At 48.7% G+C, this 24,124-nt stretch carries 22 protein-coding genes; 20 read left to right on the top strand and 2 right to left on the bottom strand.

What is annotated here, in order from left to right; genetic code table 11:
* Window positions 1–80: 80 nt before the first annotated feature.
* A complete protein-coding gene (locus ACI1P2_RS20195; RefSeq protein WP_355321989.1) occupies window positions 81–818 on the bottom strand; it encodes a ZIP family metal transporter in 738 nt (245 codons plus the stop codon).
* A 446-nt stretch (window positions 819–1,264) separates the two neighbouring features.
* On the opposite strand from ACI1P2_RS20195, the gene trxB reads away from it, so the two are divergent.
* The 3 genes from trxB to ACI1P2_RS20210 all read left to right on the top strand — a co-directional run bounded on the left by trxB (window position 1,265) and on the right by ACI1P2_RS20210 (window position 4,280).
* A complete protein-coding gene (trxB, locus tag ACI1P2_RS20200) occupies window positions 1,265–2,206 on the top strand; it encodes a thioredoxin-disulfide reductase (protein WP_355321991.1) in 942 nt (313 codons plus the stop codon).
* 226 nt (window positions 2,207–2,432) lie between these two features.
* Window positions 2,433–2,663, top strand: a complete 231-nt coding sequence (locus tag ACI1P2_RS20205) for a glutaredoxin family protein (protein ID WP_355321993.1) — start codon at window positions 2,433–2,435, stop codon at window positions 2,661–2,663.
* Between the two features lie 201 nt (window positions 2,664–2,864).
* Window positions 2,865–4,280 carry a DNA-binding protein gene (locus tag ACI1P2_RS20210; protein ID WP_355321995.1) on the top strand — a complete coding sequence of 472 codons (1,416 nt, stop codon included), beginning with the start codon at window positions 2,865–2,867 and terminating at the stop codon, window positions 4,278–4,280.
* Between the two features lie 267 nt (window positions 4,281–4,547).
* On the opposite strand, the gene ACI1P2_RS20215 is transcribed toward ACI1P2_RS20210, so the two are convergent.
* Window positions 4,548–5,720 (bottom strand): ROK family transcriptional regulator, encoded by a 1,173-nt coding sequence (locus ACI1P2_RS20215; RefSeq protein WP_355321997.1) that lies wholly within the window; start codon window positions 5,718–5,720, stop codon window positions 4,548–4,550.
* 447 nt (window positions 5,721–6,167) lie between these two features.
* Between ACI1P2_RS20215 and xylA the strand changes: the two genes are divergently transcribed.
* The 17 genes from xylA to ACI1P2_RS20300 all read left to right on the top strand — a co-directional run bounded on the left by xylA (window position 6,168) and on the right by ACI1P2_RS20300 (window position 24,113).
* On the top strand, window positions 6,168–7,484 hold the full coding sequence (gene xylA, locus ACI1P2_RS20220; RefSeq protein ID WP_355321999.1) for a xylose isomerase: 1,317 nt from the start codon (window positions 6,168–6,170) through the stop codon (window positions 7,482–7,484).
* 87 nt (window positions 7,485–7,571) lie between these two features.
* On the top strand, window positions 7,572–9,068 hold the full coding sequence (xylB, locus tag ACI1P2_RS20225; RefSeq protein ID WP_355322001.1) for a xylulokinase: 1,497 nt from the start codon (window positions 7,572–7,574) through the stop codon (window positions 9,066–9,068).
* A gap of 424 nt (window positions 9,069–9,492) precedes the next feature.
* Window positions 9,493–10,620 carry a transglutaminase domain-containing protein gene (locus ACI1P2_RS20230; RefSeq protein ID WP_355322003.1) on the top strand — a complete coding sequence of 376 codons (1,128 nt, stop codon included), beginning with the start codon at window positions 9,493–9,495 and terminating at the stop codon, window positions 10,618–10,620.
* A gap of 95 nt (window positions 10,621–10,715) precedes the next feature.
* The gene (locus tag ACI1P2_RS20235) at window positions 10,716–12,017 is read left to right on the top strand and encodes an MFS transporter (protein WP_355322005.1); all 1,302 of its coding nucleotides are present in this window, start codon (window positions 10,716–10,718) and stop codon (window positions 12,015–12,017) included.
* A 389-nt stretch (window positions 12,018–12,406) separates the two neighbouring features.
* Window positions 12,407–12,997: a TerD family protein gene (locus tag ACI1P2_RS20240; protein ID WP_355322007.1), complete on the top strand. Its 591-nt coding sequence runs from the start codon at window positions 12,407–12,409 to the stop codon at window positions 12,995–12,997.
* A 43-nt stretch (window positions 12,998–13,040) separates the two neighbouring features.
* Window positions 13,041–13,619: a TerD family protein gene (locus ACI1P2_RS20245; protein WP_355322009.1), complete on the top strand. Its 579-nt coding sequence runs from the start codon at window positions 13,041–13,043 to the stop codon at window positions 13,617–13,619.
* Window positions 13,620–13,767: 148 nt separating this feature from the next.
* Window positions 13,768–14,214, top strand: a complete 447-nt coding sequence (locus ACI1P2_RS20250; protein WP_355322136.1) for a tellurite resistance TerB family protein — start codon at window positions 13,768–13,770, stop codon at window positions 14,212–14,214.
* 29 nt (window positions 14,215–14,243) lie between these two features.
* A complete protein-coding gene (locus ACI1P2_RS20255; RefSeq protein WP_355322011.1) occupies window positions 14,244–14,816 on the top strand; it encodes a TerD family protein in 573 nt (190 codons plus the stop codon).
* A 47-nt stretch (window positions 14,817–14,863) separates the two neighbouring features.
* The gene (locus tag ACI1P2_RS20260; RefSeq protein WP_355322013.1) at window positions 14,864–15,442 is read left to right on the top strand and encodes a TerD family protein; all 579 of its coding nucleotides are present in this window, start codon (window positions 14,864–14,866) and stop codon (window positions 15,440–15,442) included.
* Window positions 15,443–15,455: 13 nt separating this feature from the next.
* A complete protein-coding gene (locus ACI1P2_RS20265; RefSeq protein ID WP_355322015.1) occupies window positions 15,456–16,037 on the top strand; it encodes a TerD family protein in 582 nt (193 codons plus the stop codon).
* Window positions 16,038–16,098: 61 nt separating this feature from the next.
* Complete coding sequence (locus ACI1P2_RS20270) at window positions 16,099–17,364, top strand: TerD family protein (RefSeq protein ID WP_355322017.1); 1,266 nt, start codon at window positions 16,099–16,101, stop codon at window positions 17,362–17,364.
* A gap of 51 nt (window positions 17,365–17,415) precedes the next feature.
* On the top strand, window positions 17,416–18,681 hold the full coding sequence (locus ACI1P2_RS20275; RefSeq protein WP_355322019.1) for a TerD family protein: 1,266 nt from the start codon (window positions 17,416–17,418) through the stop codon (window positions 18,679–18,681).
* Window positions 18,682–18,768: 87 nt separating this feature from the next.
* Entirely contained in the window at window positions 18,769–19,497 is a 729-nt protein-coding gene (locus ACI1P2_RS20280) for a TerC family protein (RefSeq protein WP_355322138.1), read from the top strand.
* Between the two features lie 122 nt (window positions 19,498–19,619).
* Window positions 19,620–20,831 carry an HpcH/HpaI aldolase/citrate lyase family protein gene (locus tag ACI1P2_RS20285; protein ID WP_355322021.1) on the top strand — a complete coding sequence of 404 codons (1,212 nt, stop codon included), beginning with the start codon at window positions 19,620–19,622 and terminating at the stop codon, window positions 20,829–20,831.
* Entirely contained in the window at window positions 20,812–22,152 is a 1,341-nt protein-coding gene (locus ACI1P2_RS20290) for a phosphoribosyltransferase family protein (RefSeq protein ID WP_355322023.1), read from the top strand. The genes ACI1P2_RS20285 and ACI1P2_RS20290 overlap by 20 nt, the downstream gene beginning before the upstream one ends.
* Window positions 22,153–22,170: 18 nt before the next feature.
* Window positions 22,171–23,298, top strand: coding sequence for a cysteine protease StiP family protein (locus ACI1P2_RS20295; protein WP_355322025.1), 1,128 nt, complete (start codon window positions 22,171–22,173; stop codon window positions 23,296–23,298).
* Window positions 23,295–24,113 (top strand): HAD family hydrolase, encoded by an 819-nt coding sequence (locus ACI1P2_RS20300; protein ID WP_355322027.1) that lies wholly within the window; start codon window positions 23,295–23,297, stop codon window positions 24,111–24,113. Before ACI1P2_RS20295 ends, ACI1P2_RS20300 begins: the two co-directional genes overlap by 4 nt.
* Window positions 24,114–24,124 lie beyond the last annotated feature (11 nt).

Genomic DNA, 24,124 nt, shown 5'->3' on the forward strand with positions numbered 1-24,124 from the left:
TAATTACTGAAGATGTTATGCATAGGAGCGGCCCCGCCAATCTGTTCGGCAGATGGCGGAGCCGCTCTTTTTTTCGTGAATTAAAGCCATTCCGTCAGACCGATCATTGTAAGCAGTCCGAGCAAAAAAGATATGGTTGAAGTACGTTGATTGCCGTCTCCGTGGCTTTCGGGGATTAATTCCTTGTAGACAATGAACATCATCGCACCCGCGGCAAACGCCAGACCGTAAGGCACCAGGCCGGTAACAAAGGAGCTCAAGTAGTACCCGATCAGGCTGGTTACAATCTCAACGGCTCCTGTCAGTGTTGCGATGCCAAGCGCCTTCAGCCGCCCTATATTCTGATTTACGAGAAAAAGGGCGACAATAAAGCCTTCCGGAGCGTTCTGCAAACCGATGGAGAAGGCGATCAGGTTGCCCAGACTCTGATCCTCACTTGCATAGCTTACCCCGACGGATAAGCCCTCGGGAAGGTTGTGCAGCGTAATCGCCGCAACAATCAGAAAAGCCTTCGCCTCAATATGCAGAAAAGGACCCTGATCGGGATTTTCCAAATCAATATGGGGGATGTTCATCTCCAGAATAAGCAGCACGAGCGCGCCCAGCAGCAGCCCTGCGGTTAATACAAATAAATTGGAATGGCCTAACGCCTCGGGAATCAGGTTATACATGGAGGCCGAGGTCATAATGCCTGCTGCGTATGCGAGCAGAATGTCGCGCAGACGGTGGGTTACATTTCTTCTCATAAACAGAATCGGTATAGCCCCGATTCCTGTGGACAAGGCAGATATAAAACTGCCGATCAGGACGTCGTTCATTGCCGCAAATTCCTCCACTTATATATCTTTCACCATTCATGAAAACTTCATTTGACTCTTTTCAGGCAGTACAGCATAATAAATATTAATTTAGAATGAGTATAAGAAAAATATCTATCGACGTACATTCAAAGAAGCCAGACCGCGTTTAGCAGTAGTTTTTCTTGAGGTTATAGAATTGTTCAGCTCCGCTGAAAACTTATAAATTCTATAACCATAAGCAAGTTGCTTTCTGCAGGACTCAGACTCTTGCGGTCAAGCCGTAGGCTCCGGATACTCAGACCTTCTAATGTATGCTTTTGTCTGGACGGATGATGCTATTCCCGGCAAAAGGCTTTGCTGTGATGGTTCATAATTTTAAGCCTGACCCTATTATTTTGTATGAATGCAAAAAAAGCAACCTGTACCTGTACAATAACGATGATTGAATCTTGGAGGTTGATACAATGTATAAATCAATTATTGTCGGAACCGGCCCTGCCGGACTTACGGCGGCCATCTATTTGGCAAGAGCCAATATGAATCCGCTCATCATCGAAGGTCCTCAACCTGGAGGCCAGCTTACAACTACAACCGATGTTGAGAATTTCCCGGGCTTTCCTGAGGGAATTATGGGACCTGAGCTGATGGACAATATGCGCAAGCAGGCTGAACGCTTTGGTGCGGAGTTCCGGACAGGCTGGGTCAACAGTGTGGATACAAGCAGCCGCCCTTTCAAGCTTGATGTGGAAGGAATCGGTGAGCTTGTTACGGAAACGCTGATCATTTCAACCGGCGCAACTGCCAAATACTTGGGAATTCCGGGAGAGCAGGATAATGTGGGCCGGGGCGTGAGCACATGCGCTACGTGCGATGGTTTCTTCTTCCGCAATAAGGAGATTATTGTGATCGGGGGTGGAGATTCCGCTCTTGAAGAAGCGAACTTCCTGACACGCTTTGCCTCGAAGGTGACGCTGGTACACCGCCGCGAAGAGCTGCGTGCCTCCAAAATCATGCAGGACCGTGCGCGCGGAAATGCAAAAATCGAGTGGGCTTTGGACCGCACTCCGCTCGAAGTGGCAGCTTCCGAACAAGGGGTTACCGGATTGAAAGTAAGGAATAATAGAACAGGTGAAGAAGAACTGATCGAAGCCAGCGGCGTATTTGTCGCGATCGGGCATCATCCGAATACCGGATTCCTGAACGGTCAGATTACAACCGATGCGAACGGTTATATTGTAACGACTCCGGGCACCTCCGAAACGAATGTCGCCGGTATTTTTGCCTGCGGAGATGTGCAGGATACACGTTACAGACAGGCAATTACAGCGGCAGGCAGCGGATGTATGGCCGCGATGGATGCGGAAAAATACATCGAAAGCCTGGAACACAGCTCAGTTACGCTTTGATTTAGTAAGTAAACGCAGTTTATAAGTGAGTGTTCAAAAAGTCAGGTTTTCAGCACCAAGAAGGTTGGATGAAGCTAGGGACTGAGGAGCGGAGCGTACTTGGGGTACGTGAGCACCGGAAGTCCCGGCTGAATTCAAGATTCGATGTCGAGTCCGCTTCCTGACTTCCTTCGTGATCAAAAGATGACTTTTTGAACATCCTCTATAATTTAATGAGGTGATTAAAATGGAAAAAGCGATCGTGTATACATCTACCAACTGCCCGCATTGCAAGCAGGTGAAGAGCTATCTGACGGAGCAGGGGATTGAATTCGAGGAGCGCAACATCGAAACGAATGAAGCCTATGCGCAGGAAGTATGGGACATGGGCGTTCGTGCCGTGCCTCTGACGCTGATTGGCGATGCACGTATTTCGGGTATGAATAAAACCCAATTTGCCAAAGTTCTGAACAAATAAGTTCCTGTATCAACGAACTTCATCCTAAATATTATAGAAGCCGATGCCTTAAATAAGGTAGCGGCTTCTTTTGTTTAATTTGATGCAAATTGATTGACTGCTGTAAAAATTAGACATATACTCTTGGTATATTCAATTATGGCTTGCAATTTATTTGTGTTTTAAGGAAAGGAATTATCCAGTCTACAGGGGGGTGTTAACTTGGATCCTAACACCACGATTCGTTCACAACTGGAAGAGCATATCAGACGTGAGAGACAGACGCTTCAGAGCTTCGCGGATGCATCCGGCGTTAACAGGGGAACGCTCAGCGGCATCATTAACGGGAATCCTCCCAGGCAAATTTCGCCCGGTCAGCTTGACCTGATCACGGCAGGCATGGGGCTGCCCGAGGGAGCTCTGTATGAAATGTACGCGGATGAGTGTTTCCGCGAGACAGCTGCCCACTGGAGGCGTCTGCGTCCGTTTCTGCTTCGCAGTGCGCAATTAAAGAAGCTAAACTGCATCAACAAGGTGCTGGACTGTCTGGCGGATAATTTATCGCATATCCCTGACATTTTCGATACCGCCGAGATGATGTATGAGAAGAGCTGGCATGCGGCGGCGCTGCTTCTCTACGAGCGTGTCATTGAAAGCGAAAAGTACAGTCATTCCGAACGGCTCGCAGTCAGCCATCTCCGCCTTTTTCAAATTCACGAGAAGGATGAGCGCAGCAATCTGGAGTCAGCTCTGCGTTTTCATTCCTACCGCTGGCGGCTTCCCGAGGCTCTTGCGCTTGACGGATTGCATATGCTGGCTGAATTTTTTACGGTCAAACAGCAGTGGGATAAAGTTATATTTTACTCGGATGAGCTGCGTGAACTGACCGAGGGATTATGCCGGACAAGCAGACGTGAATGGGATGCTGAACGGTATGAGCTCCGGCGTCCGCTGGTATTTTATTACGGCAAGAGCCGCCTCCTTAAGGCCAGCGCTTATGAATATTCTGGAAGGTATAAGGAATCCAAGCAATTTATTGCTGAGTATGCGGAGTTGGGCTGGTTCGGTGATCTGGATGAGTCGGGGCGGCGTTATGTTGAGCTGTTCCGGATGTTCGCCAAGGCCAACACGATGTGTGTAGACGTCAAGATGGGCAAGAAAAGTGCGGTTGCTCCTTATGTGCAGCTGCTGCTGGAGCAGCCGGAAGAGATTCTTGAGGGCGTGATTACGCTTCTGGAATCCGCAAACAAGTACGGTTATGATATCGATGAGCAGCTGGAGTTGTTCGCCGACCATCTGAATTATTACAGTGTCACGGATCCGAGTCACTGGGAGAACTGGTACAAAGAGGAGTTTAATTTTGTCCGTCTTGCTTCGTATTATCGGCATCTTGCTGTATACCACTTCAGAAAAGAACGGTTTGAGGAAGGACTGCAAAACATTCTGGACAGCTTCCATCTTTCAGTTCAAATCAACCAGCAGGATCATATCATCAAATGCATGACTTTATTTGAACAATACCGCAATTATGCTACGGTTCGGCTGCAGTATCTGTATGCCTATATTTGCGGAAAGGTGGAAAGCAATGAAGCTCAGGAGAACAGTCATCGTGCTGTCGGTCCAGGTGTTCAAGGCTAGTGCCTCGATGGCTGAAGGAGTAGGATATTGGGGCCATGGTGTGGGGCTGATATAAGAAAAACGTCTATCGACGTACATTCACAGAAGACGGACCGCGTTTAACAGTAGTTTTTCTTGCGATATCAGGAGGATTATTCCAGGGAGTTTATACTTTCTGATATCTTAAAAAGAGATAACAGGGAACAGGGAGGCGGAGTTATGTCCAGCCTGTGGTAACAGCCCCGCTCGGAAGAGCTTGGGGCTGTTTGCCTATGCTTTTGAGCACTTCTACACAGACACACGGACATGGCCCAGATAAGCGGAGATCGCGGAATAGGATGAGCCCAGCACGGTGGAGCGGCTGCCGAGCTGTGAGAAACGGATATTCAGCTCCCTCCTGTGGTAGGGCAGCGTGCGCTCCGCAACCTTGCTTTGCAGTGAAGGCTCAAGCCATTGGCGGGCTTCGGAGAGATGGCCGCCGATAATAATGAGCTCCGGGTTAAAGCTGTTCACGATATTGGTTATGCCGATCCCGAGATACATACCGATTTCTTCATACAAGCGCCGGGCTGCCTCGTTTCCTTGGCCGGCAAGCTCAAGCAATTGCGCCGTGCTGCTGGACGGCAGGTTGTAAGCCGTGTGGTCATAGGCTCTTTCTGAAGCGTAGAGCTCCCAGCAACCCCGGCTGCCGCAGGAGCATTGAAGGCCGTCCCAGGCGATGGACATATGCCCGGTCTCGCCTGCATACCCCCATGCGCCTTTGTATGGTTTGCCATCCATGATGATGCCGGAGCCGATCCCTGAACCTACGCTGATGTAGACGAGATGCCGCGGCTGCTGCCGGTCATCGGCACCCATACCGTAATGTAGCTCGCCCAGTGCTCCGGCATTCGCTTCATTGTCCACCGTAACAGGGAGGCTGAACTCCCGTTCAAGCGGCTGGCGCAGCTCGGTGTTGTCCCAGCCAAGATTGGGGGCGAACAGAACGGTGCCCTTTGCATCCACCATCCCCGGCACACCAATGCCGATGCCGACGATACCGTGAGGGGAGGAGGGGGCAGCCTGGATAAGCTGATGGATCATACCGCGCATCGTATCAAGCACGGAAGTGACATCAGTAGCCTCAAGCGCAGCATTCCGTTCCTCCACGATCTGGCCATCCAGATCGGTTAAAACCCCTTTTACATAACTTACGCTTAACTCCAGTCCTATGGCATAACCGGCGCTGCGGTTAAACAGCAGCATCAGCGGCTTTCTTCCCCCGCTGGATTCTCCGGGACCTGTTTCGCGCACCAACTGGTCTGTCATTAATTCGGAGACCAGATTGGAAACCGTGGCTTTGTTCAGTCCGGTACGTACCGAGACCTGTGCGCGGGACAAGGGCGCATGGAGCCGGATGGTATCGAGCACAATCGATCTGTTTAGCTTTTTAACGAGTGCCTGATCACCCGTGACGTTCATGGATCCACTTCCTGTTCTCAGACGATTATTGTTGGAGCTCTTCTCCATATATGATTTATAGAGGTTGTTCAAAAAGTCATCTTTTGATCACGAAGTCAATCAGGAAGCGGACTCGACATCGAATCTTGTATTCAGCCGGGACTAAGGGGATGCTTCCGAAGCATGTTTCCTGCGGAAACATTTCAGGTGCTCACGTACCCCAAGTACGCTCCGCTCCTCAGTCCCTAGCTTCATTCAACTCAAGCGTTTTGAAAAAACGCACTTCGGAAGCATACGCTTCGGTGCTGAAAACCTGACTTTTTGAACACGCACTTATAGTTTAAAAAAAATACTTAGTTTAAGCAATAGACAAAGTTCGGCGAGCTGTGTTAGTATAGCGGTGTAAACGATTTCGAGAGGTAAATAAAATCGGCAAGAACCTAATATGAGACTGGGAGGCGTAATCAAATGGCTTACTTTGAAAACGTTTCAAAAATTAGTTATGAAGGCAAAAACTCCACGAATCCGTACGCGTTCAAATGGTACAACCCGGACGAAGTCGTCGCTGGAAAAACGATGGCAGAGCATTTTAAATTCAGCATGGCTTACTGGCATACATTGACGGCAGGCGGCTCCGACCCGTTCGGTGTGGAAACGGCTGTCCGTTCATGGGATCATCTTAAAGGACTGGACCTTGCGAAAGCGCGGGTTGAAGCTGCTTTTGAACTGATGGATAAGCTGAATCTTGAATATTTCGCTTTCCATGATGTGGACATTGCTCCGGAAGGCTCCAGTCTGAAGGAGTTCTATGCCAACCTGGATACAATTGTGGACCTGATTGAAGCACAGATGAAAGCAACGGGCAAGAAGCTGCTGTGGAATACGGCCAATATGTTTACAAACCCCCGCTATATGCACGGTGCGGCTACGACCTGCAATGCCGACGTATACGCACACGCCGCAGCCCAGATCAAAAAAGGGCTGGAGATTGGCAAACGGCTCGGCGGTGAAAACTATGTGTTCTGGGGAGGCCGCGAAGGCTACGAAACGCTGCTCAATACGGATATGCAGCTGGAGCAGGACAACATGGCGCGCATGTTCCAAATGGCCATTGACTATGCCCGTGAAATCGGCTTTGAGGCTCAGTTCCTGATCGAACCGAAGCCAAAAGAGCCAACGAAGCACCAGTATGATTTCGACGCGGCCACTACGATCGCTTTCCTGCAAAAGTACGGACTGGATAAGCACTTCAAGCTGAACCTTGAAGCAAATCATGCGACGCTTGCAGGGCATACGTTCAATCATGAGTTGCGTGTAGCCCGCCTGAACGACATGCTCGGATCGCTGGATGCGAACCAGGGAGATATGCTGATCGGTTGGGATACCGACGAGTTTCCGGTGGATATTTACGATGCAACCCTTACGATGTATGAAGTGCTGCAAAATGGCGGCCTTGGCAAAGGCGGCGTGAACTTCGACGCGAAGGTCAGACGAGCATCCTTTGAGCCGGAGGATCTGTTCCTGGCGCACGTTGCCGGTATGGACACTTATGCCAAAGGGCTGAAGGTAGCGGCGAAGCTGATCGAAGACCGCGTATTTGAGGATTTCATCGAGAAGCGGTACAGCAGCTTCAAGGAAGGTATCGGACAGGATATCGTTTCCGGAAAAGCCACCCTTGCTTCCCTTGCGGAGCATGCGCTGAACAATGATAAACCGCGCAAAAACGAATCCGGACGCCAGGAATGGCTGAAGGCAACACTTAACCAATACATTTTGGCTGAATAATAGTTCGTTTGATTTGAAAAAAGTTACCGCTGGCGGAAGTCAGCGGTAGCTGTGTCTCATACGAGTAACCGGTAGGGGGATGTGAATATGGAGCGTTATGTGATCGGCGTGGATTTGGGGACCAGTGCAGTAAAGACGGTGCTGGTTACCCGTGAAGGAAAGGTGGCTTTCGAAGCATCTGAGGCTTATCCGCTGCATCAGCCCAAGCCGGGATACAGCGAGCAGGACCCGGAGGATTGGGTAGAAGGAACTGTGGCCTCGCTGCGCAAGCTGGTCGAGCAAGCCGGCATTCAGGCCGATAGCGTGGATGGCATCAGTTTTTCAGGCCAGATGCATGGGCTTGTGCTGATGGATGAAAAGGGGCAGGTGCTGCGCAGGGCCATTCTGTGGAACGATACCCGCACGACTGAGCAGTGCCGGCGGATTGAAAGCGTCCTGGGACCCAAGCTTTTGGGCATCGCGCGCAACCGGGCGCTGGAAGGCTTCACGCTGCCCAAGCTTCTTTGGGTACAGGAGCATGAACCCGAGTTGCTGGCACGTGCAGCATACTTTATGCTGCCAAAGGATTACGTGCGCTATAGACTGACGGGCGAGCTGGCATCGGAGTATTCTGACGCAGCGGGAACACTGCTGCTGGATGTGGCGGGCAAGCGCTGGAGCGAAGAAATCGCGGCCGCGTTCGACCTGTCTCTGTCGCTGTGCCCTCCGCTGGTGGAGTCCTTTGATCAGACGGGTGGCCTCCTGCCGGAAATCGCTTCACAAACGGGACTTGCCGCAGGGACGCCTATATATGCCGGCGGAGCGGATAACGCATGCGGAGCGATCGGCTCCGGCATTCTGAGCGAAGGCCAGACGATGTGCAGCATCGGAACTTCGGGGGTTGTCCTTTCATATGAAGAGCGCAAGGACCTGGATATCGAAGGCAGAGCTCATTTTTTCAATCATGGCGAGAAAGACGCCTATTACATTATGGGGGTAACGCTGGCGGCAGGCTACAGCCTGACCTGGTTTAAGGAGACCTTTGCCCCTGATCAGCCTTTCGAGGAGCTGCTGCAGCAGGCGGAAGGCATTAAGCTCGGCAGTGGAGGTTTACTCTTTACACCGTATATCGTCGGTGAACGCACACCTCATCCGGATTCGCAAATCCGCGGCAGCTTTATCGGCATGGATGCAAGCCACAAGCTGCCTCACTTTACCCGTGCTGTCCTGGAGGGCATTACCTTTTCGCTGAAAGAATCCATTGATATTTTGCGGAGCACTGGCAAGGTGGTAAACGAGGTGATCTCCATCGGCGGCGGCGCCCGCAGCGAGTTGTGGCTGCAGATGCAGGCGGATGTGTTTAATGCCACCGTCATCAAGCTGGAAAGCGAGCAAGGTCCTGCGCTGGGGGCCGCGATGCTGGCGGCGTACGGCTGCGGATGGTTTGATTCTCTTCAGGCTTGTGCCCGGGCGTTTATCCGGCCGGCCAAGCGTTATACTCCGAATGAAGAGGCTGTACAGCAGTATGAGAGGCTGTTCGATCTATACCGCGAGGTATATGGCGCAACACGTGGTCTAAATAACCAATTGTCCGAGTTCAGATAAGTTTGGCGCAGAACAACAAACCATGAGAGTGTCCCAAAGGTCCATGGACCTTTGGGACACTCTTTTTTTTAGATTTTAGAAAGAATAAACTTCTTGGAATATGCCTCCTGAAATCGCAAGAAAAACTACTGCTAAACGCGGTCTGTCTTCTGTGAATGTACGTCGATAGACATTTTTCTTATTTTATAACGAGGCCCCCTAAGTGCTCTCTCCTTAGAAAAACTGATTTTCCAGATGACCGCAACCGAAAAAACGGCGAAATTCGCAAAAGTATATGATATTTTTGTGCTTTCTGCATTTGTTTTATGGTAGAATAGTTATAATTTCCTGGAATGATCAGACTTATTATAGGACTAACGCAGGATGGTTTTTTGGGAAGTGCTATTCTTTGCTACTAATTTACTGAGAAAGGAAGGAGCTCCTTATGAAGAAAACCATCGGCTCCAAAATGACCAAGCTGCTGGTAGCAGGTTCGCTCTTGAGCGTTATGGTTCCGCCGGTTATGAACTGGGACTATGCTTATGCGGCAGGAGCAGTCAATGCAACAGCCACCATTTCAGCGGATCAGCTGCAGCAAAAGCTGGCCGATGCGATGCAGACCCGCAGTGAAACGTTATCTTTCACGTACAAAGGCAATGTACAGGAGCTCAAAAGCAAGCTGCAGACCGCAATTGATCAAGCCATGAAGATTGACCCTTACATAAACTATACGATCAAGAGCTATGAATTCAGCTACAAGGGGACTGCCACTTCAGCTGATGTAACTGTAGAACTGAGCTATCGGGAAACCAAGGAACAAACCGCTTACGTAGACAATACGGTTAAGACGGCACTCGCTCAAATCATAACTCCGAGCATGACCGATCATGAAAAGGCCAAGGTTATACATGACTGGATTGTAAAACGTCTCAAGTATGATGAGACACTGCAGAAATACACGGCCTATGACGGGCTGAGCACAGGCAGCACGGTCTGCCAAGGCTACGCTCTGCTGGCGTATAAAATGCTTAATCAAGTCGGCATCGCCAACCAGATTATAGAAGGAAGAGCAGGCGGGCAGCTTCATGCCTGGAATCTTGTGCAGTTGGACGGCAAATGGTATCATATGGATACCACATGGGATGACCCGACGCCGGACCGCCCGAATGAAGTGAGTACCGCATATTATATGCTGACAGATGCGGAGATGCGGCAGGATCACACCTGGACCAAGCAGTATCCGGCAGCGAGCACATCCTACCGTGACATACTGAACAGCTTGATCGCGCAGGGCGGCGCAGCCTCCAAGGCATACAAGCAGCTGTATCAAGCTCTCGAATACGATTTGACTCAGAATGGAAATACGCTCAGCACGGCCAATGACATTAAGACTTTGGCCAGCAAAGCGATGAAGAGTGGTTCGAGTTCTCTGTTGTTTGTCTACAAGGGGAACGAGAGCAAGCTAAAGCAGGATCTGCAGGTGCTGTACAAGCTGGGAGTAAAGTCCGTTTCCTATAAAGTGAGTGATTTAAAGGGAGCGGGCGGGCTCAGGGTAGAGCTTTCGTGGACATAATTGATAATATAGATTAAAATGAGGCCGCAGTAGAACTGCGGCTTTTTTGCTGCCCTATGGAAAGTGTGTCGAAAATTGCAGAGTAAGGAGTACATATGTATAAACGGTTATTTACTTACTTGATAGGTACGCAGTCGATGTCGAACGCGGCGGATGTATTGTACATTATGGCGTTGATCTCCCTGATTTTTCATGGGACTGACTCGATTATTACCGCCATTCTGATTCCGCTGCTGCGCATGGGGACACAGATGATCAGCGGTTTCTTCGCCCCGCTGCTGCTTGCCAGATTTCAGCTTCCGCTCATTTTGCTCGTCTCCCAATTGGGACAGCTGCTGCTGTTTGCCATTCTTATATTACATCTGTGGGTAACAGGGACAACCGGGAGCTGGACGATCGTATTCATATTGGTTATGGCCTTATCCTTCCTTGACGGCTGGACAACGCCTGCACGCAACTCGCTCGTGCCGCGGCTGGCTCCCGGCGCTGCCTTAATGAAGGCGAATAGTCTCATCTCTGTCAGCGACCAAACCGTTCAGCTTGCAGGCTGGGGCTTGAGCGGTGTGCTGGTGGCCGTATTGGGGGCGGAGAAAACGCTGCTGCTTGCGGGGGCACTTTACGCTGTGGCGCTTGTGTTTACGGCATTGATTCGTGATCCGCTGGAAACGGACGGCAGATACTGGCTTCATCCTCTTACCCGTGTACGTCAGGAGGAAGAGGATGAAATGGCCGATTCTCCACAGAACGATTCCGACAGTCCCGGAAAGACGGGGCGATGGAAGACGATGCAGGAAGGCTGGAGGCTGATCGCCGCCAGCGGCAGGTTGAAGCTGCTTATGTTTATCGATATGGTGGATATGCTTGGCGGTTCGGTATGGGTAGGGGCGTTCACTCTAGCATTTGCTCAGGAAGTGCTGCTGAAAGGCGAGGCCTGGTGGGGATACATTAATGCAGCTTATTTTGCGGGAGCCATTGGAGGGGGACTGCTGGTGCTGGCGTGCACCCGCCTGCTGGAGAAACGGCTGTTCGTATCGATGGTGGCAGGCATGTTCGGCTATGGTATATTGACAGCGTTCTATGCCCTGAACGAATCGGCTGCCCTGACACTGCTCATCGTGTTGCTGATGGGACCGCCCGCGGAGCTTTCGATTGTCAGCAGAAGAACTTTAATTCAAAAAAGTGTGGGTGATGCGGATTTGCCGAAAGTGCTGTCAGCCCAGGCGGTGCTCATGAATCTGATGTTCTGTGTCTCCCTGCTGCTGATGGGTTGGATCGCTGAAAGGTTCGGGATCGTGAATTTGTATCTGTTTGCTGCCGGATTGACAGGTCTTGCGGCCTTGATCGGTTTGTTGTGCAGAAGATTTTTTCGGGATCACGCCGTTTCCGGAATGCATTAATTGATAGAAGAGATTTGAAAATTAGAGTCAGTCCGTTTCCACGGGAACGGGCTGTTTTTTGTTCATTATTATCAAGACTGCAGCACCAGTACACATCTTTTTCTAGTAGTTCCAAAGATATAAGTTTTTTTCCTAAATGTTATTTTGATCTGGGATAATTTCCTTTTTGAGCAGGAGAAATTTGCATTTTTTTGGTGAAAAATCGGACATTGCGAAGAATTATAAGGTATAATTGAGATAACGACCCAATAGACGCAAAATTATTATGCAAATGAAACCATATATTTCCCCTATGCGTAGTAGAAGAGTAAGATGCATGCGTCTAGTTTTCTTGGGTTGTCAGTACTATATTTAAGTTTGGGAGAAAACTCCCGGGGAGGGTATCGAGTTTGGGAATTTCATTGGTTAAAGGTCAGAAAATTGACCTGACAAAGGGGAGTTCAGGCCTCTCGTTTCTAACGGTAGGTTTGGGATGGGACCCGGTTCAGTCAAAAGGTTTTTTCGGAAGAAAAAGAGGTGCGAATATCGATTGTGACGCCTCGGCGATCCTGCTGAATGGACAAGGCAAACTTGTGGAGAATTCCAACCTGGTTTGCTTCTATAATCGGGTCAGTGGATGCGGCTCTGTGAAACACTCCGGCGATAACATAACGGGTGAAGGCGACGGGGATGACGAACAAATTATGATCGATTTGAAGAAGGTTCCCGCTGATGTCGAGAAGATTTTGATGGTCGTTAACATCTATCAATGCGAAGAACGCGGCCAGGATTTTGGAATGATTCAGTCCGCTTATATTCGGGTTGTGAACTCACAGAATAACGAGGAGCTTGTCCGCTTTAACCTGACGGATAACTACGGCGGTTATACAGCTCTGCTGGCCGGAGAAATCTATCGGCATAGCGGGGAATGGAAGTTTAACGCGATAGGCGAAGGTGCTCACGCTGCTCATATCGATATTTTGGCGAGACGGTTCCAATAGTTCATTTAACCGCAGATTTTGAATATAAAGGGGAAATTTAATCATGGCAATCAGCTTATCCAAAGGACAAAAAATTGATTTGACGAAAACGAACCCGGGTCTTACGAAAGTGATTGTAGGCTTGGGCTGGGACACCAACAAATATGACGGCGGCGCCGACTTTGACCTGGATGCATCCGCTTTTTGCTTGAACGGAGCAGGAAAAGCACAGAAAGAAACAGATTTTATTTTCTACAATAATCCTAAAAACGAAAACGGCTCTGTAGTACATACAGGCGATAACCGTACGGGTGAAGGCGAAGGGGACGATGAGCAGCTCAAGGTGGATCTAAACGCCGTTCCTGCAGACATTGACAAAATTTCATTCTGCATCACAATCCATGAAGGTGCGGAACGCAATCAGAACTTCGGACAAGTATCGAACGCTTTTGCGCGGATTATCAATGAAGAAACAGGAGAAGAGCTGATCCGTTACGATCTTGGCGAAGATTTCTCCGTGGAAACGGCGATCGTTGTTGGCGAATTGTACCGTAATAATGGCGAATGGAAATTCAGCGCTGTCGGCAGCGGATATAAAGACGGCCTGGCTGGGTTGATCCGTGACTTTGGTCTTTCTGCTTAACCTGGCAGTGTTCCAAACAAGAGAGAATTAGAATTTTGGCTGCGGTTCATTTACTAGTTAGTAATAGAACAAACAACGAGCTGAAACGACTATATGATCATTTATTAGTGATTTAAACAATTGGAGGTTAACCCAAATGTCAGGGGCTTTGAATGCTTTTCAAGGGTGGCTGTCTCGCACAAAAGGAACCCTTTCGGATAATGTGAAGAAGTTTAAAAACAAGGATTTGCTTGAAGCAATCGTTGCAGGATGTGCCGTTGTATCCGTTGCCGATGGTACGGTTGATGCTTCGGAAAAACAAAAGATGGCCGGATATTTGGGACGCAGCGAGGAACTGAAGGTATTTAACATGAGCGAAGTGATCGAACGCTTCAATCATTATGCCGGCAATATGGATTTTGATGTTATGGTCGGCAAACAGGAAGCACTGAGAGTAATCGCTAAATTCAAATCCAAACCTGAAGTTGGAAGAATCATTGTGGGGGTATGCTGTGCAGTTGGGGCGGCTGACGGTGATTTCGACGAGTTGGAAAAGAAAGCGGTTAGAGAGATTTGTGAGGTGCTCGGTGTGGCGCCAGGAGACTTCGGACTCTGATTATAATTTACTAAGGGGGAAATTTAATTATGGCAATCAGCTTATCCAAAGGACAAAAAATCGACTTGACGAAAACAAATCCGGGTCTTACGAAAGTGATTGTAGGCTTGGGCTGGGACACCAACAAATATGACGGCGGCGCCGATTTTGACCTGGATGCATCCGCTTTTTGCTTGAATGGAGCAGGAAAAGCGCAGAAAGAAACGGATTTTATCTTCTACAATAACCCTAAAAACGAAAACGGCTCTGTAGTACATACGGGCGATAACCGTACGGGTGAAGGCGAAGGGGACGACGAGCAACTCAAGGTAGATCTGAGCGCTGTTCCTGCAGATATTGACAAAATTTCATTCTGCATCACGATCCATGAAGGCGCGGAGCGCAACCAGAACTTTGGACAAGTCTCGAACGCTTTTGCGCGAATTGTTAATGAAGAAACCGGCGAAGAGCTGATCCGTTACGATCTTGGTGAAGATTTTTCCGTGGAAACGGCGATCGTTGTTGGCGAATTGTACCGTAATAGCGGTGAATGGAAATTCAGCGCTGTCGGCAGCGGGTATAAAGACGGTCTGGCCGGGTTGATCCGTGATTTTGGTCTTTAGGTCTAACCGGGCAGAGATGCATATTTAAGTAAAGAGGAGACCTTCAAATGGCTGTGAATCTTTCTAAAGGACAAAAGGTAGATTTAACAAAATCAAATCCGGGACTGACCAAAATCAAAGTAGGCCTGGGCTGGGATCTGAACAAATATGACGGCGGCAGCGATTTTGACCTTGATGCCTCAGCCTTTCTGCTGAATGCAGCAGGCAAAGTGAGTTCCGACCAGGATTTCATCTTCTATAATAATCCGTCTAATAGCAATCATTCTATAGCAATTTCTGGTGATAACCGCACCGGCGAAGGTGCGGGGGACGATGAGTCGGTCATGATAGAGTTGGCCAATGTGCCGGCAGAGGTTCATAAAATCGCTTTCTGCATTACGATCCATGAAGCAAGAGAGAGAAATCAAAATTTCGGACAGGTGGCCAATTCATATGTCCGTGTTGTGAATGAAGCAAACAACGAAGAATTGATCCGTTATGATCTTGGTGAAGATTTTTCCATTGAAACGGCTATCACTGTGGGAGAGTTGTATCGGCATAATGGCGAATGGAAGTTCAGTGCGGTTGGCAGCGGATTCCAGGATGGGCTCGCCGGATTGTGCCGGGATTACGGAGTAACCGTTTAATAGGAGGATGGCTATGAGCATCAGTCTGTCAAAGGGTCAACGAATTGACCTTACCAAAACGAACCCTTTATTGACGAAAGCCATCGTTGGCTTGGGCTGGGATGTCAACAAGTATAGTACTGGTGATGATTATGACCTTGATGTATCAGCATTTCTTCTTTATGAGGATGGCAAGGCAAAGGGCATTGAGGATTTTGTCTTCTATAATAATCCGAAAACGCCCAACGGGTCGGTTTATCACACAGGTGATAACCGTACAGGGCAAGGAGACGGGGACGACGAGCAAATCATCATTGATTTCCCGCTGCTGCCGCCCAATGTCCAGCGGATCGGGATTACGGTCACAATTCATGATGCTGAGTCAAGAAGGCAAAACTTTGGCCATATCTCGAATGCATTCGTCCGCCTGGTGAATGAACATACGAACGAGGAGATTCTTCGTTACGACCTGGGAGAGGATTTCTCGCTGGAAACAGCAGTGGTGGTCTGCGAGCTGTATCGGCATAACGGTGAATGGAAATTCCAGGCTATCGGTTCAGGCTTCCAGGGCGGTTTGTCTGCCATTTGCAAAAATTACGGCTTGGACGCCCAGTAATATCAAGGCCGGGTGTAGGATCATCACACCCGGTAATGAGTTTTTTGAAAGGTTGGTATAGATGACGATTTCATTGATCAAAGGCCAAAAAGCAGATCTTACGAAAACAAATCCTCACTTGAAAAGTGTAGTTGTTGGCATGGGCTGGGAAGTTGCTTCTGACGTGGATATCGATTTCTCATCCTTTCTGCTGGCTGGAAACAGTAAGGTCACCCAGGATTCCGATCTGATTTTTTACGGCAATCCTGCCGGCCCCAACCAATGTGTAACCGTCCGGACGCAGGCTGCAAACTTGGCCGGGGTAGCGGATAAAGCGCAGCTGGAGGTCAATTTTAACAGCATACCCAACCAGTATGAAAGAATTTCCTTCTCTCTCACCATTTATGATGGTGAGAAACGTTCACATAGCTTTGCAAGGGTTCGCAATACATATATTCGAATCATTGATCCGGTGAACGGTCAGGAGGTTATCCGATTTAATATAGACACCCCTTTCAGCGTGGAAACGGCCATTGTCGTAGGGGAACTCTACCGACACCAGGGGCAATGGAAGTTCAATTCCATCGCTGCGGGCTATTCCGGCGGGCTTGAAGCCCTTTGTCAAAGCTATGGAATTGAAGTCAAGGAAGAGTCCTCCGCATCTTCGCCGGCTTCGCAGCCACCCAAGAGCGCTCCTGCTTCGGCGCTTGTGAATGAGCAAAAGCACACGCCACCACCGGCCCCTAAGCCTGTCAACCTGTCGAAGATTGAGCTCAAGAAACGCGGAGACAAAATCAATCTTCAAAAGGGTACGGGCCCGCTGGGCGAGATAATGATCAATCTGAATTGGACGCTAGGTAAAAAGTCTGTCTTCGGTTCTGCAAGAAAGATTGATCTGGATCTCGGATGTCTCTTTGAATTAAATGATGGCTATAAGGGCGTCGTTCAAGCTCTGGGAAGGCAATTTGGTTCTTTGGATGACGAGCCTTATATTGCGCTGGACGGAGATGACCGGACCGGGATGGTGAAGACTGGAGAAAACCTTCGCATCAACGGCAATTATCTTTCGGAAATCAAACGCATACTGGTCTTCGCTTATATCTATGAAGGCATTGCGAATTGGGCGGAAGCCGATGGTATCGTCACCATCAAGCAGATCGGAGGTCCCGATATCGAGGTTCGCATGGACGAGCATAATAACAGAAAGGGCATGTGCGGGATTGCATTAATTACCAACGTCAATAACCAGACCTTTAGTGTGGAAAAGCTGGTCCATTATACCTCGGGTCATAAGGAGCTCGATCGAGCTTACGGTTGGAACATGCAGTGGACAACCGGATGGAAATAGTTCCGATATTGGGGGCATATGGGTCAAGTTTTAAGCGAAAGGCTGGTATAGATGGAGATTGCATTGGTTAAAGGCCAAAAAGCGGATCTTACGAAAACAAACCCTCACTTGAAAAGTGTTGTTATTGGCATGGGCTGGGAAGCTGCTTCTGATGTGGATATCGATTTCTCCTCCTTTCTGCTGACTGGAAACAGCAAGGTCACGCAGGATTCCGATCTGATCTTTTACGGCAACCCTGCCGGTCCCAACCAGTGTGTAACTGTACGGACACAGGCTGCAAATCTGGCCGGGGCAGTGGATAAAGCGCAGCTGGAGGTCAATTTTAACAGCATCCCCAACCAGTACGAAAGAATTTCGTTCTCTCTCACGATTTATGATGGAGAGAAACGTTCACAAAGCTTTGCAAGGGTTCGAAATACATATATTCGAATCATTGATCCGGTGAACGGTCAGGAGGTTATCCGATTTAATATAGACATCCCTTTCAGCGTGGAAACGGCCATTGTTGTAGGGGAGCTCTATCGGCACCAGGGGCAATGGAAGTTCAATTCCATCGCTGCGGGCTACTCCGGCGGGCTTGAAGCTCTTTGTCAAAGCTATGGAATTGAAGTCAAGGAAGAGTCCTCCGCATCTTCGCCGGCTTCGCAGCCACCCAAGAGCGCTCCTGCTTCGGCGCTTGTGAATGAGCAAAAGCACACGCCACCACCGGCCCCTAAGCCTGTCAACCTGTCGAAGATTGAGCTCAAGAAACGCGGAGACAAAATCAATCTTCAAAAGGGTACGGGCCCGCTGGGCGAGATAATGATCAATCTGAATTGGACGCTAGGTAAAAAGTCTGTCTTCGGTTCTGCAAGAAAGATTGATCTGGATCTCGGATGTCTCTTTGAATTAAATGATGGCTATAAGGGCGTCGTTCAAGCTCTGGGAAGGCAATTTGGTTCTTTGGATGACGAGCCTTATATTGCGCTGGACGGAGATGACCGGACCGGGATGGTGAAGACTGGAGAAAACCTTCGCATCAACGGCAATTATCTTTCGGAAATCAAACGCATACTGGTCTTCGCTTATATCTATGAAGGCATTGCGAATTGGGCGGAAGCCGATGGTATCGTCACCATCAAGCAGATCGGAGGTCCCGATATCGAGGTTCGCATGGACGAGCATAATAACAGAAAGGGCATGTGCGGGATTGCATTAATTACCAACGTCAATAACCAGACCTTTAGTGTGGAAAAGCTGGTCCATTATACCTCGGGTCATAAGGAGCTCGATCGAGCTTACGGCTGGAATATGCGGTGGACAACCGGATGGAAGTAGGTCCGATATTTTAAAGGAGGAAAGTAAGTGAGCGGTTTTTTCCAGAGTTTAATAGATAATTTTTCTTCATTTTTTAACTGGGAGCATATGGGGCAAGTTTTAAGCGAGCCGTCAAGCTGGGGAATTATATTCTCTCTGATCATCATAGAAGGGCTGCTCTCGGCGGATAATGCCCTGGTGCTGGCTGTGCTTGTTAAACATTTGCCTAAAGAGCAGCAGAAGAAAGCATTGTTCTATGGTCTATTGGGAGCCTACGTCTTCAGGTTTATCGCCATCGGCATTGGCACCTTCCTTGTTAAAATCACTTGGGTCAAGATTGTCGGGGGTCTTTATCTCTTGTGGATTGCGTTCAGCCACCTGTTCAAGCTTGAAATCAAGTTTTATGGAATTCTTCCCTATATTCGCCGTCAGCCTGCCAGTGAGGAAGAGGAAGGAGAAGAGGTCCAAAATAAAGGTAAAGGCTTTTGGCAAACCGTGCTTGCCGTAGAAGCGATGGATATTGCCTTTAGTATTGACAGTGTCATTGCAGCCTTTGGGGTAAGCAATGAAGTTTGGGTACTGTTCCTTGGCGGCATTTTGGGCGTGCTGATGATGAGGGGGGTCGCCCAGCTATTTCTGAAGCTGATCGACAAGTATCCGGAGCTTGAGCAAGCGGCGTTTATTCTCATCATTATTATCGGTGCTAAAATGCTTGCAGCTGTAGCAGGATTTGAGATGTCACATTATCTCTTCTTTGGCATCCTGATCGCTGTATTTGTCGGGACCATTATTTTCAGCTCCATCCGCAAAAAATCCAGCTCTGTAAAATCCGCATAGCCTTAACTTCGGGTCCCTCCTTTCACTGGGAGGGATCTTTTTAGATTTCAGAGTATACTCACGTTTTTTTGTTGGCAGGTGCCGCAACCTGGAATTTCGCTGCATGTCAAGGAGGAAGAAATGTGCGCTATTTTAACTATTTGCAGCCGGAGCAAGAAGCCGGAATATTTCATGTAGCTCCGTCTCATTTTACAAACCGGACCCCAAAAGAGACCTTGGCTTATGCAGTGGGCGCGGCCTTGTATATGCCGGCTACAAGGGCGGCGATTGTGGAGGACATCATAGACAGTAAAATTAAAGGCCTAACCTCCATGGTCATAGACCTGGAGGACGCGGTGGGGGACCATCAAGTTGAGCAGGCGGAAGCCTCCATGCTGGATCAAATCTACCGCCTCTCCTCTATGATCAAGCTGGGAGCAATCAATGAAGAAAGCATCCCTTTGATTTTTATCCGGGTACGGTCGCCACAGCAGCTTAAACGCATTATTACGATCTTTGAGGAAACGACGGAATTGATTACGGGATTTATGCTGCCGAAATTTTCGCTATCCAACGGGCAGCAATATCTTGAAATCATTCAAAGCTATAATCATACCAAGTTGCTCTCTTCTCCAACATTATATGGACTGCCCATTCTTGAATCATCGGATGTCATCTATAAAGAAGAAAGATACCAGACCTTATCGGCGCTCAGACAACTCATCGCACAGTACAGAGACTACATATTGAACATCCGGATTGGAGCTACTGATTTTTCCAGCCTGTTCGGCTTGCGCAGAAGCCCTGACATGACGATTTATGATATCTCCGTAATCAGAGATTGTATTACTGATATCATAAATTTCTTTGGACGTGCGGAAGACGGATATGTCATTTCCGGGCCTGTATGGGAGTATTTCAAGTCGGATCGGGTGCTTAAGCCGCAGCTGAGACAGACCTTGTTTGAAGAAACTGCAGGCAGGGTAGGCAGAAAGCGCAGAATGGAAATTTTGAATAGATACGTGGACGGGTTGATCCGTGAAATAGCCATGGACAAGGAAAATGGAATTATCGGAAAAACGATCATCCATCCAACCCACATTCTGCCGGTTCAATCAATGTATGTTGTGACGCATGAGGAATATATGGACGCGTTGTCTATTATCGACAATAACACCGGCATGCTGGGCGTATTCAAAAGCAAATATTCCAATAAAATGAATGAAATCAAACCTCATCTCAACTGGGCTCAGCGAATGCTGGCACGGGCAAGGGTGTATGGCGTGCTTCAAGAAAACGTTAATTTTACAACACTACTCCTTGGAGAGAAAGAACATGAACAAATACTCATTTAGTGTGCTGGATCAATTAAACCTGGATATTCAAATTACGGACAATCCGTTTCAGATTCCATTGGATGATCTTTTTGCACTGGCAGCGCGGATCAATAAGAAGAGAAGCTTTTTATTTGTCAGCAAAATTCTCGGCAAGCATATCCCTGTTAAGCCTCATACGGGTTTGCTGGGCGCATTAAGCTTGGGGCTGCTGCTCCAGGCTCAAAACGGGGAGGAGCTTCCGGTCAAAATGGACCAGATCGTACGGGGGTTCAGCGATCCGTCAGCAGCCATCAAGCTGTATGAAAAACTGAAGCAGAATCGTCTTCTTGTTCCGAAGCCTACATTATTTATCGGATTTGCGGAAACAGCGACTGCATTGGGGCATGGGATGTTTGATCTGTTTACAGGTCCAGCCAGATTTATTCATACGACGAGAGAGAGTATCCATGAGATGAGCCCCCGATTGAGCTTTGAGGAGGAGCATTCTCATGCCACAGCCCAACGTTGTTATGCAGCTGATGCTGATTTTTTCAATGGTGAGGATACGATCGTTTTGGTCGATGATGAAATAACAACGGGAAAAACGGCCCTGAATATTATTCGGGATATACAGCAAAAGCATCCCAGAAAACACTATGTACTGGCAAGTCTTCTGGATTGGCGGTCTGATGAGCAAAAGGAGCAATTCAGACTGGTTGAGCAGAGCCTGGGTATTACGATAGATTGCATTTCCCTGATCCAAGGGAAGATCAGCGTGAGTGGAACGCCGGAGGTTGAGGCAAACCTCTCGCATCTGCCGACGGATGAGGCTGGAGAACAGATTATCCGCGTGATCTCGTTGTCTGAATATTTCGACCATCTCGGTTATTCTTCCGTCAATTCCCTTGGTGCTGTAAATAAAAAGCCTTATCTGAAATTGACGGGGCGGTTTGGAATGAGCGCTCAGGAAAGCTATGCATTGGATGACTCTATCTCGAATGCAGCAGCGTGTTTAAAGCAGTATCGAACGGGAAAAAGCACTCTTTGCCTGGGAACGGGCGAGTTCATGTATATTCCCATGAGAATTGCAGCGGAAATGGGGGAGGGCATTTTCTATCAGTCAAGCACAAGAAGCCCCATTCATCCGTTTGAGCAAAAGGAATATGCCGTTAAGAATAAATTTGTCTTTCATTCTCCGGATGATCCGGCGGTTCCTTACTATTTTTATAACGTTCCCAAGGGAGTGTACGAAGAACTCTTTGTTTTTATAGAACGGCCAAGCGGCCTCGAGGCTCTTAAATCCTATGAAAAGGCCCTCCTGTCTACGGGCATCCCCCAAATCAATATTGTCTTGTTTTAGCGATAAGGAGTGTAAGCAATGATACCAGAGACCAGACTGATGCCACCGCCGTTAATGGGCAGCTATAAAGCGGAGGATGTTGTTTTTCTGCTAAAGGATATAAGCGATGCGAAGCTGGAAGTCCCTACGGAAGACCGTGAAGAAGCGATTCAGGCGGGAAGGCACTACTCTGAAATGCTCCCCGTAGAATACCAGCCGACAAAGGAATACCTTGATTTATTTCACAAAACGTTGCAAAGTACCGCCAAAAAGGTGGCTTTGGCTGCGGCGGTGGCTGCTGAGCTTATTCTGCAAAAAAGAGGATTTAACCTGGTGCTGGCATCACTGGCCCGTGCCGGAACGCCCATTGGAATACTGATTAAACGATATATTGAACAAACATATGATAGAGACCTGCCACACTATAGCATTTCGATTATCAGGGGCAGAGGGATAGATGAAAATGCGGTTCTTTATATGCTGCAGAATCATCCGTCCAGCGAGATTCAATTTGTGGACGGCTGGACAGGCAAGGGAGCGATCCGCAAAGTCCTTATTGAAGCTTGTAAAACATTTTACGAGAAATATCATATCCGCTTAAGCGATGACCTGGCTGTCCTTGCAGACCCCGGATACTGCTCCCGGACCTTCGGGACCCGTGAGGATTTCCTGATCCCGAGCGCCGCATTAAATTCTACTGTCTCCGGATTGGTGAGCCGGACCGTTTTACGCCCGGACCTTATTGGCCCGTATGACTTTCATGGAGCGAAATTTTACCGTGAATGGCTGGCTGAAGATGTGTCAAATTTGTTTATCGACCAGGTATCCGCATACTTCCCTGAGGTTGCTCTGCAGGCGCAGGAGCAAGCGCAGCAGCTGTACCGGTATCCGGCAGAGGAGTCATGGAAGGGCATGCAGGATATAACGCGCATTCAACATGACTTTGGCATCAGCGATGTTAATCTGGTCAAGCCGGGCGTTGGTGAAACAACTCGGGTGCTGCTGAGAAGAGTGCCCTGGAAAATACTCGTTGACCGGGAAGATAATCCGAATCTGGAGCATATTCGCTTGCTGGCACAGGACAGAAATGTTCCTGTTGAGGTTTACCCTGGTTTAACATACTCCTGCTGTGGAATCATTCGGCCGGCAAAAGGAGAGAAAGCATGATCTTTTCTAGCGATCTGGACAGGACTCTGATTTATTCCAGAAAATCAATGGGGGCGGTTCCGGAGCACGAGCTCGTTCCGGTTGAGCTTTATCAAGGGGACTATATTTCGTATATGACCCAAACCTCGATTGAACTGCTGCAAAAGCTTGCTGCTCATGCGCTGTTCATTCCCGTTACGACCAGAACAGAGGAGCAGTATAAGCGGATTTTCTATATTCAACAATATTTCCAGCCCAGTTATGCGGTGACCAGCAACGGCGGGAAGATTTTGGTTAACGGGGTCCCGGATCAGGAATGGTCGGCTCATATTCAAAGGGCTTTGAAGGAGAGCGCCTCTTCCGGGGAAGCAAGGAGAGCTTTTGAACAGATTAGCTCGCCGGAGTGGGTCAAGAAAATGAACTTTTCGGATGAGCTGTTCTTTACCGTTATCCTGGATCCCGAGCGCGTACCGCTCCCTGTCATTGAAGAGTTCAGACACCGTATGCAGGGCATGGGCTGGCATGTGTCACTTCAGGGAAGAAAGCTGTATTTAGTGCCTGCGGGTGTCAATAAAGGGGATGCTGTTCTGTATATTCGTGATCTTGTTGGAGCTAGGTATATTGCTTCGGCAGGAGATTCCCTGCTGGATGAAAGTCTGTTGAATATATCCGATTTTGCTTTGTCACCAAGGCATGGCGAGCTGTATGCCCACAAGCCGGAGAATGAGGGGGTACGTTATACCCGGCTTTCGGGAATCAGGGCCGCGGAAGAAATGATTGAGGAAATTACAGCTTATTTTCTGAATATACAGCAGCAGATTTCCGGCATTTCATAATGAAGGAGAGA

It is taken from the genome of Paenibacillus jiangxiensis, assembly GCF_046098255.1.
Taxonomy (GTDB): domain Bacteria; phylum Bacillota; class Bacilli; order Paenibacillales; family Paenibacillaceae; genus Paenibacillus; species Paenibacillus jiagnxiensis.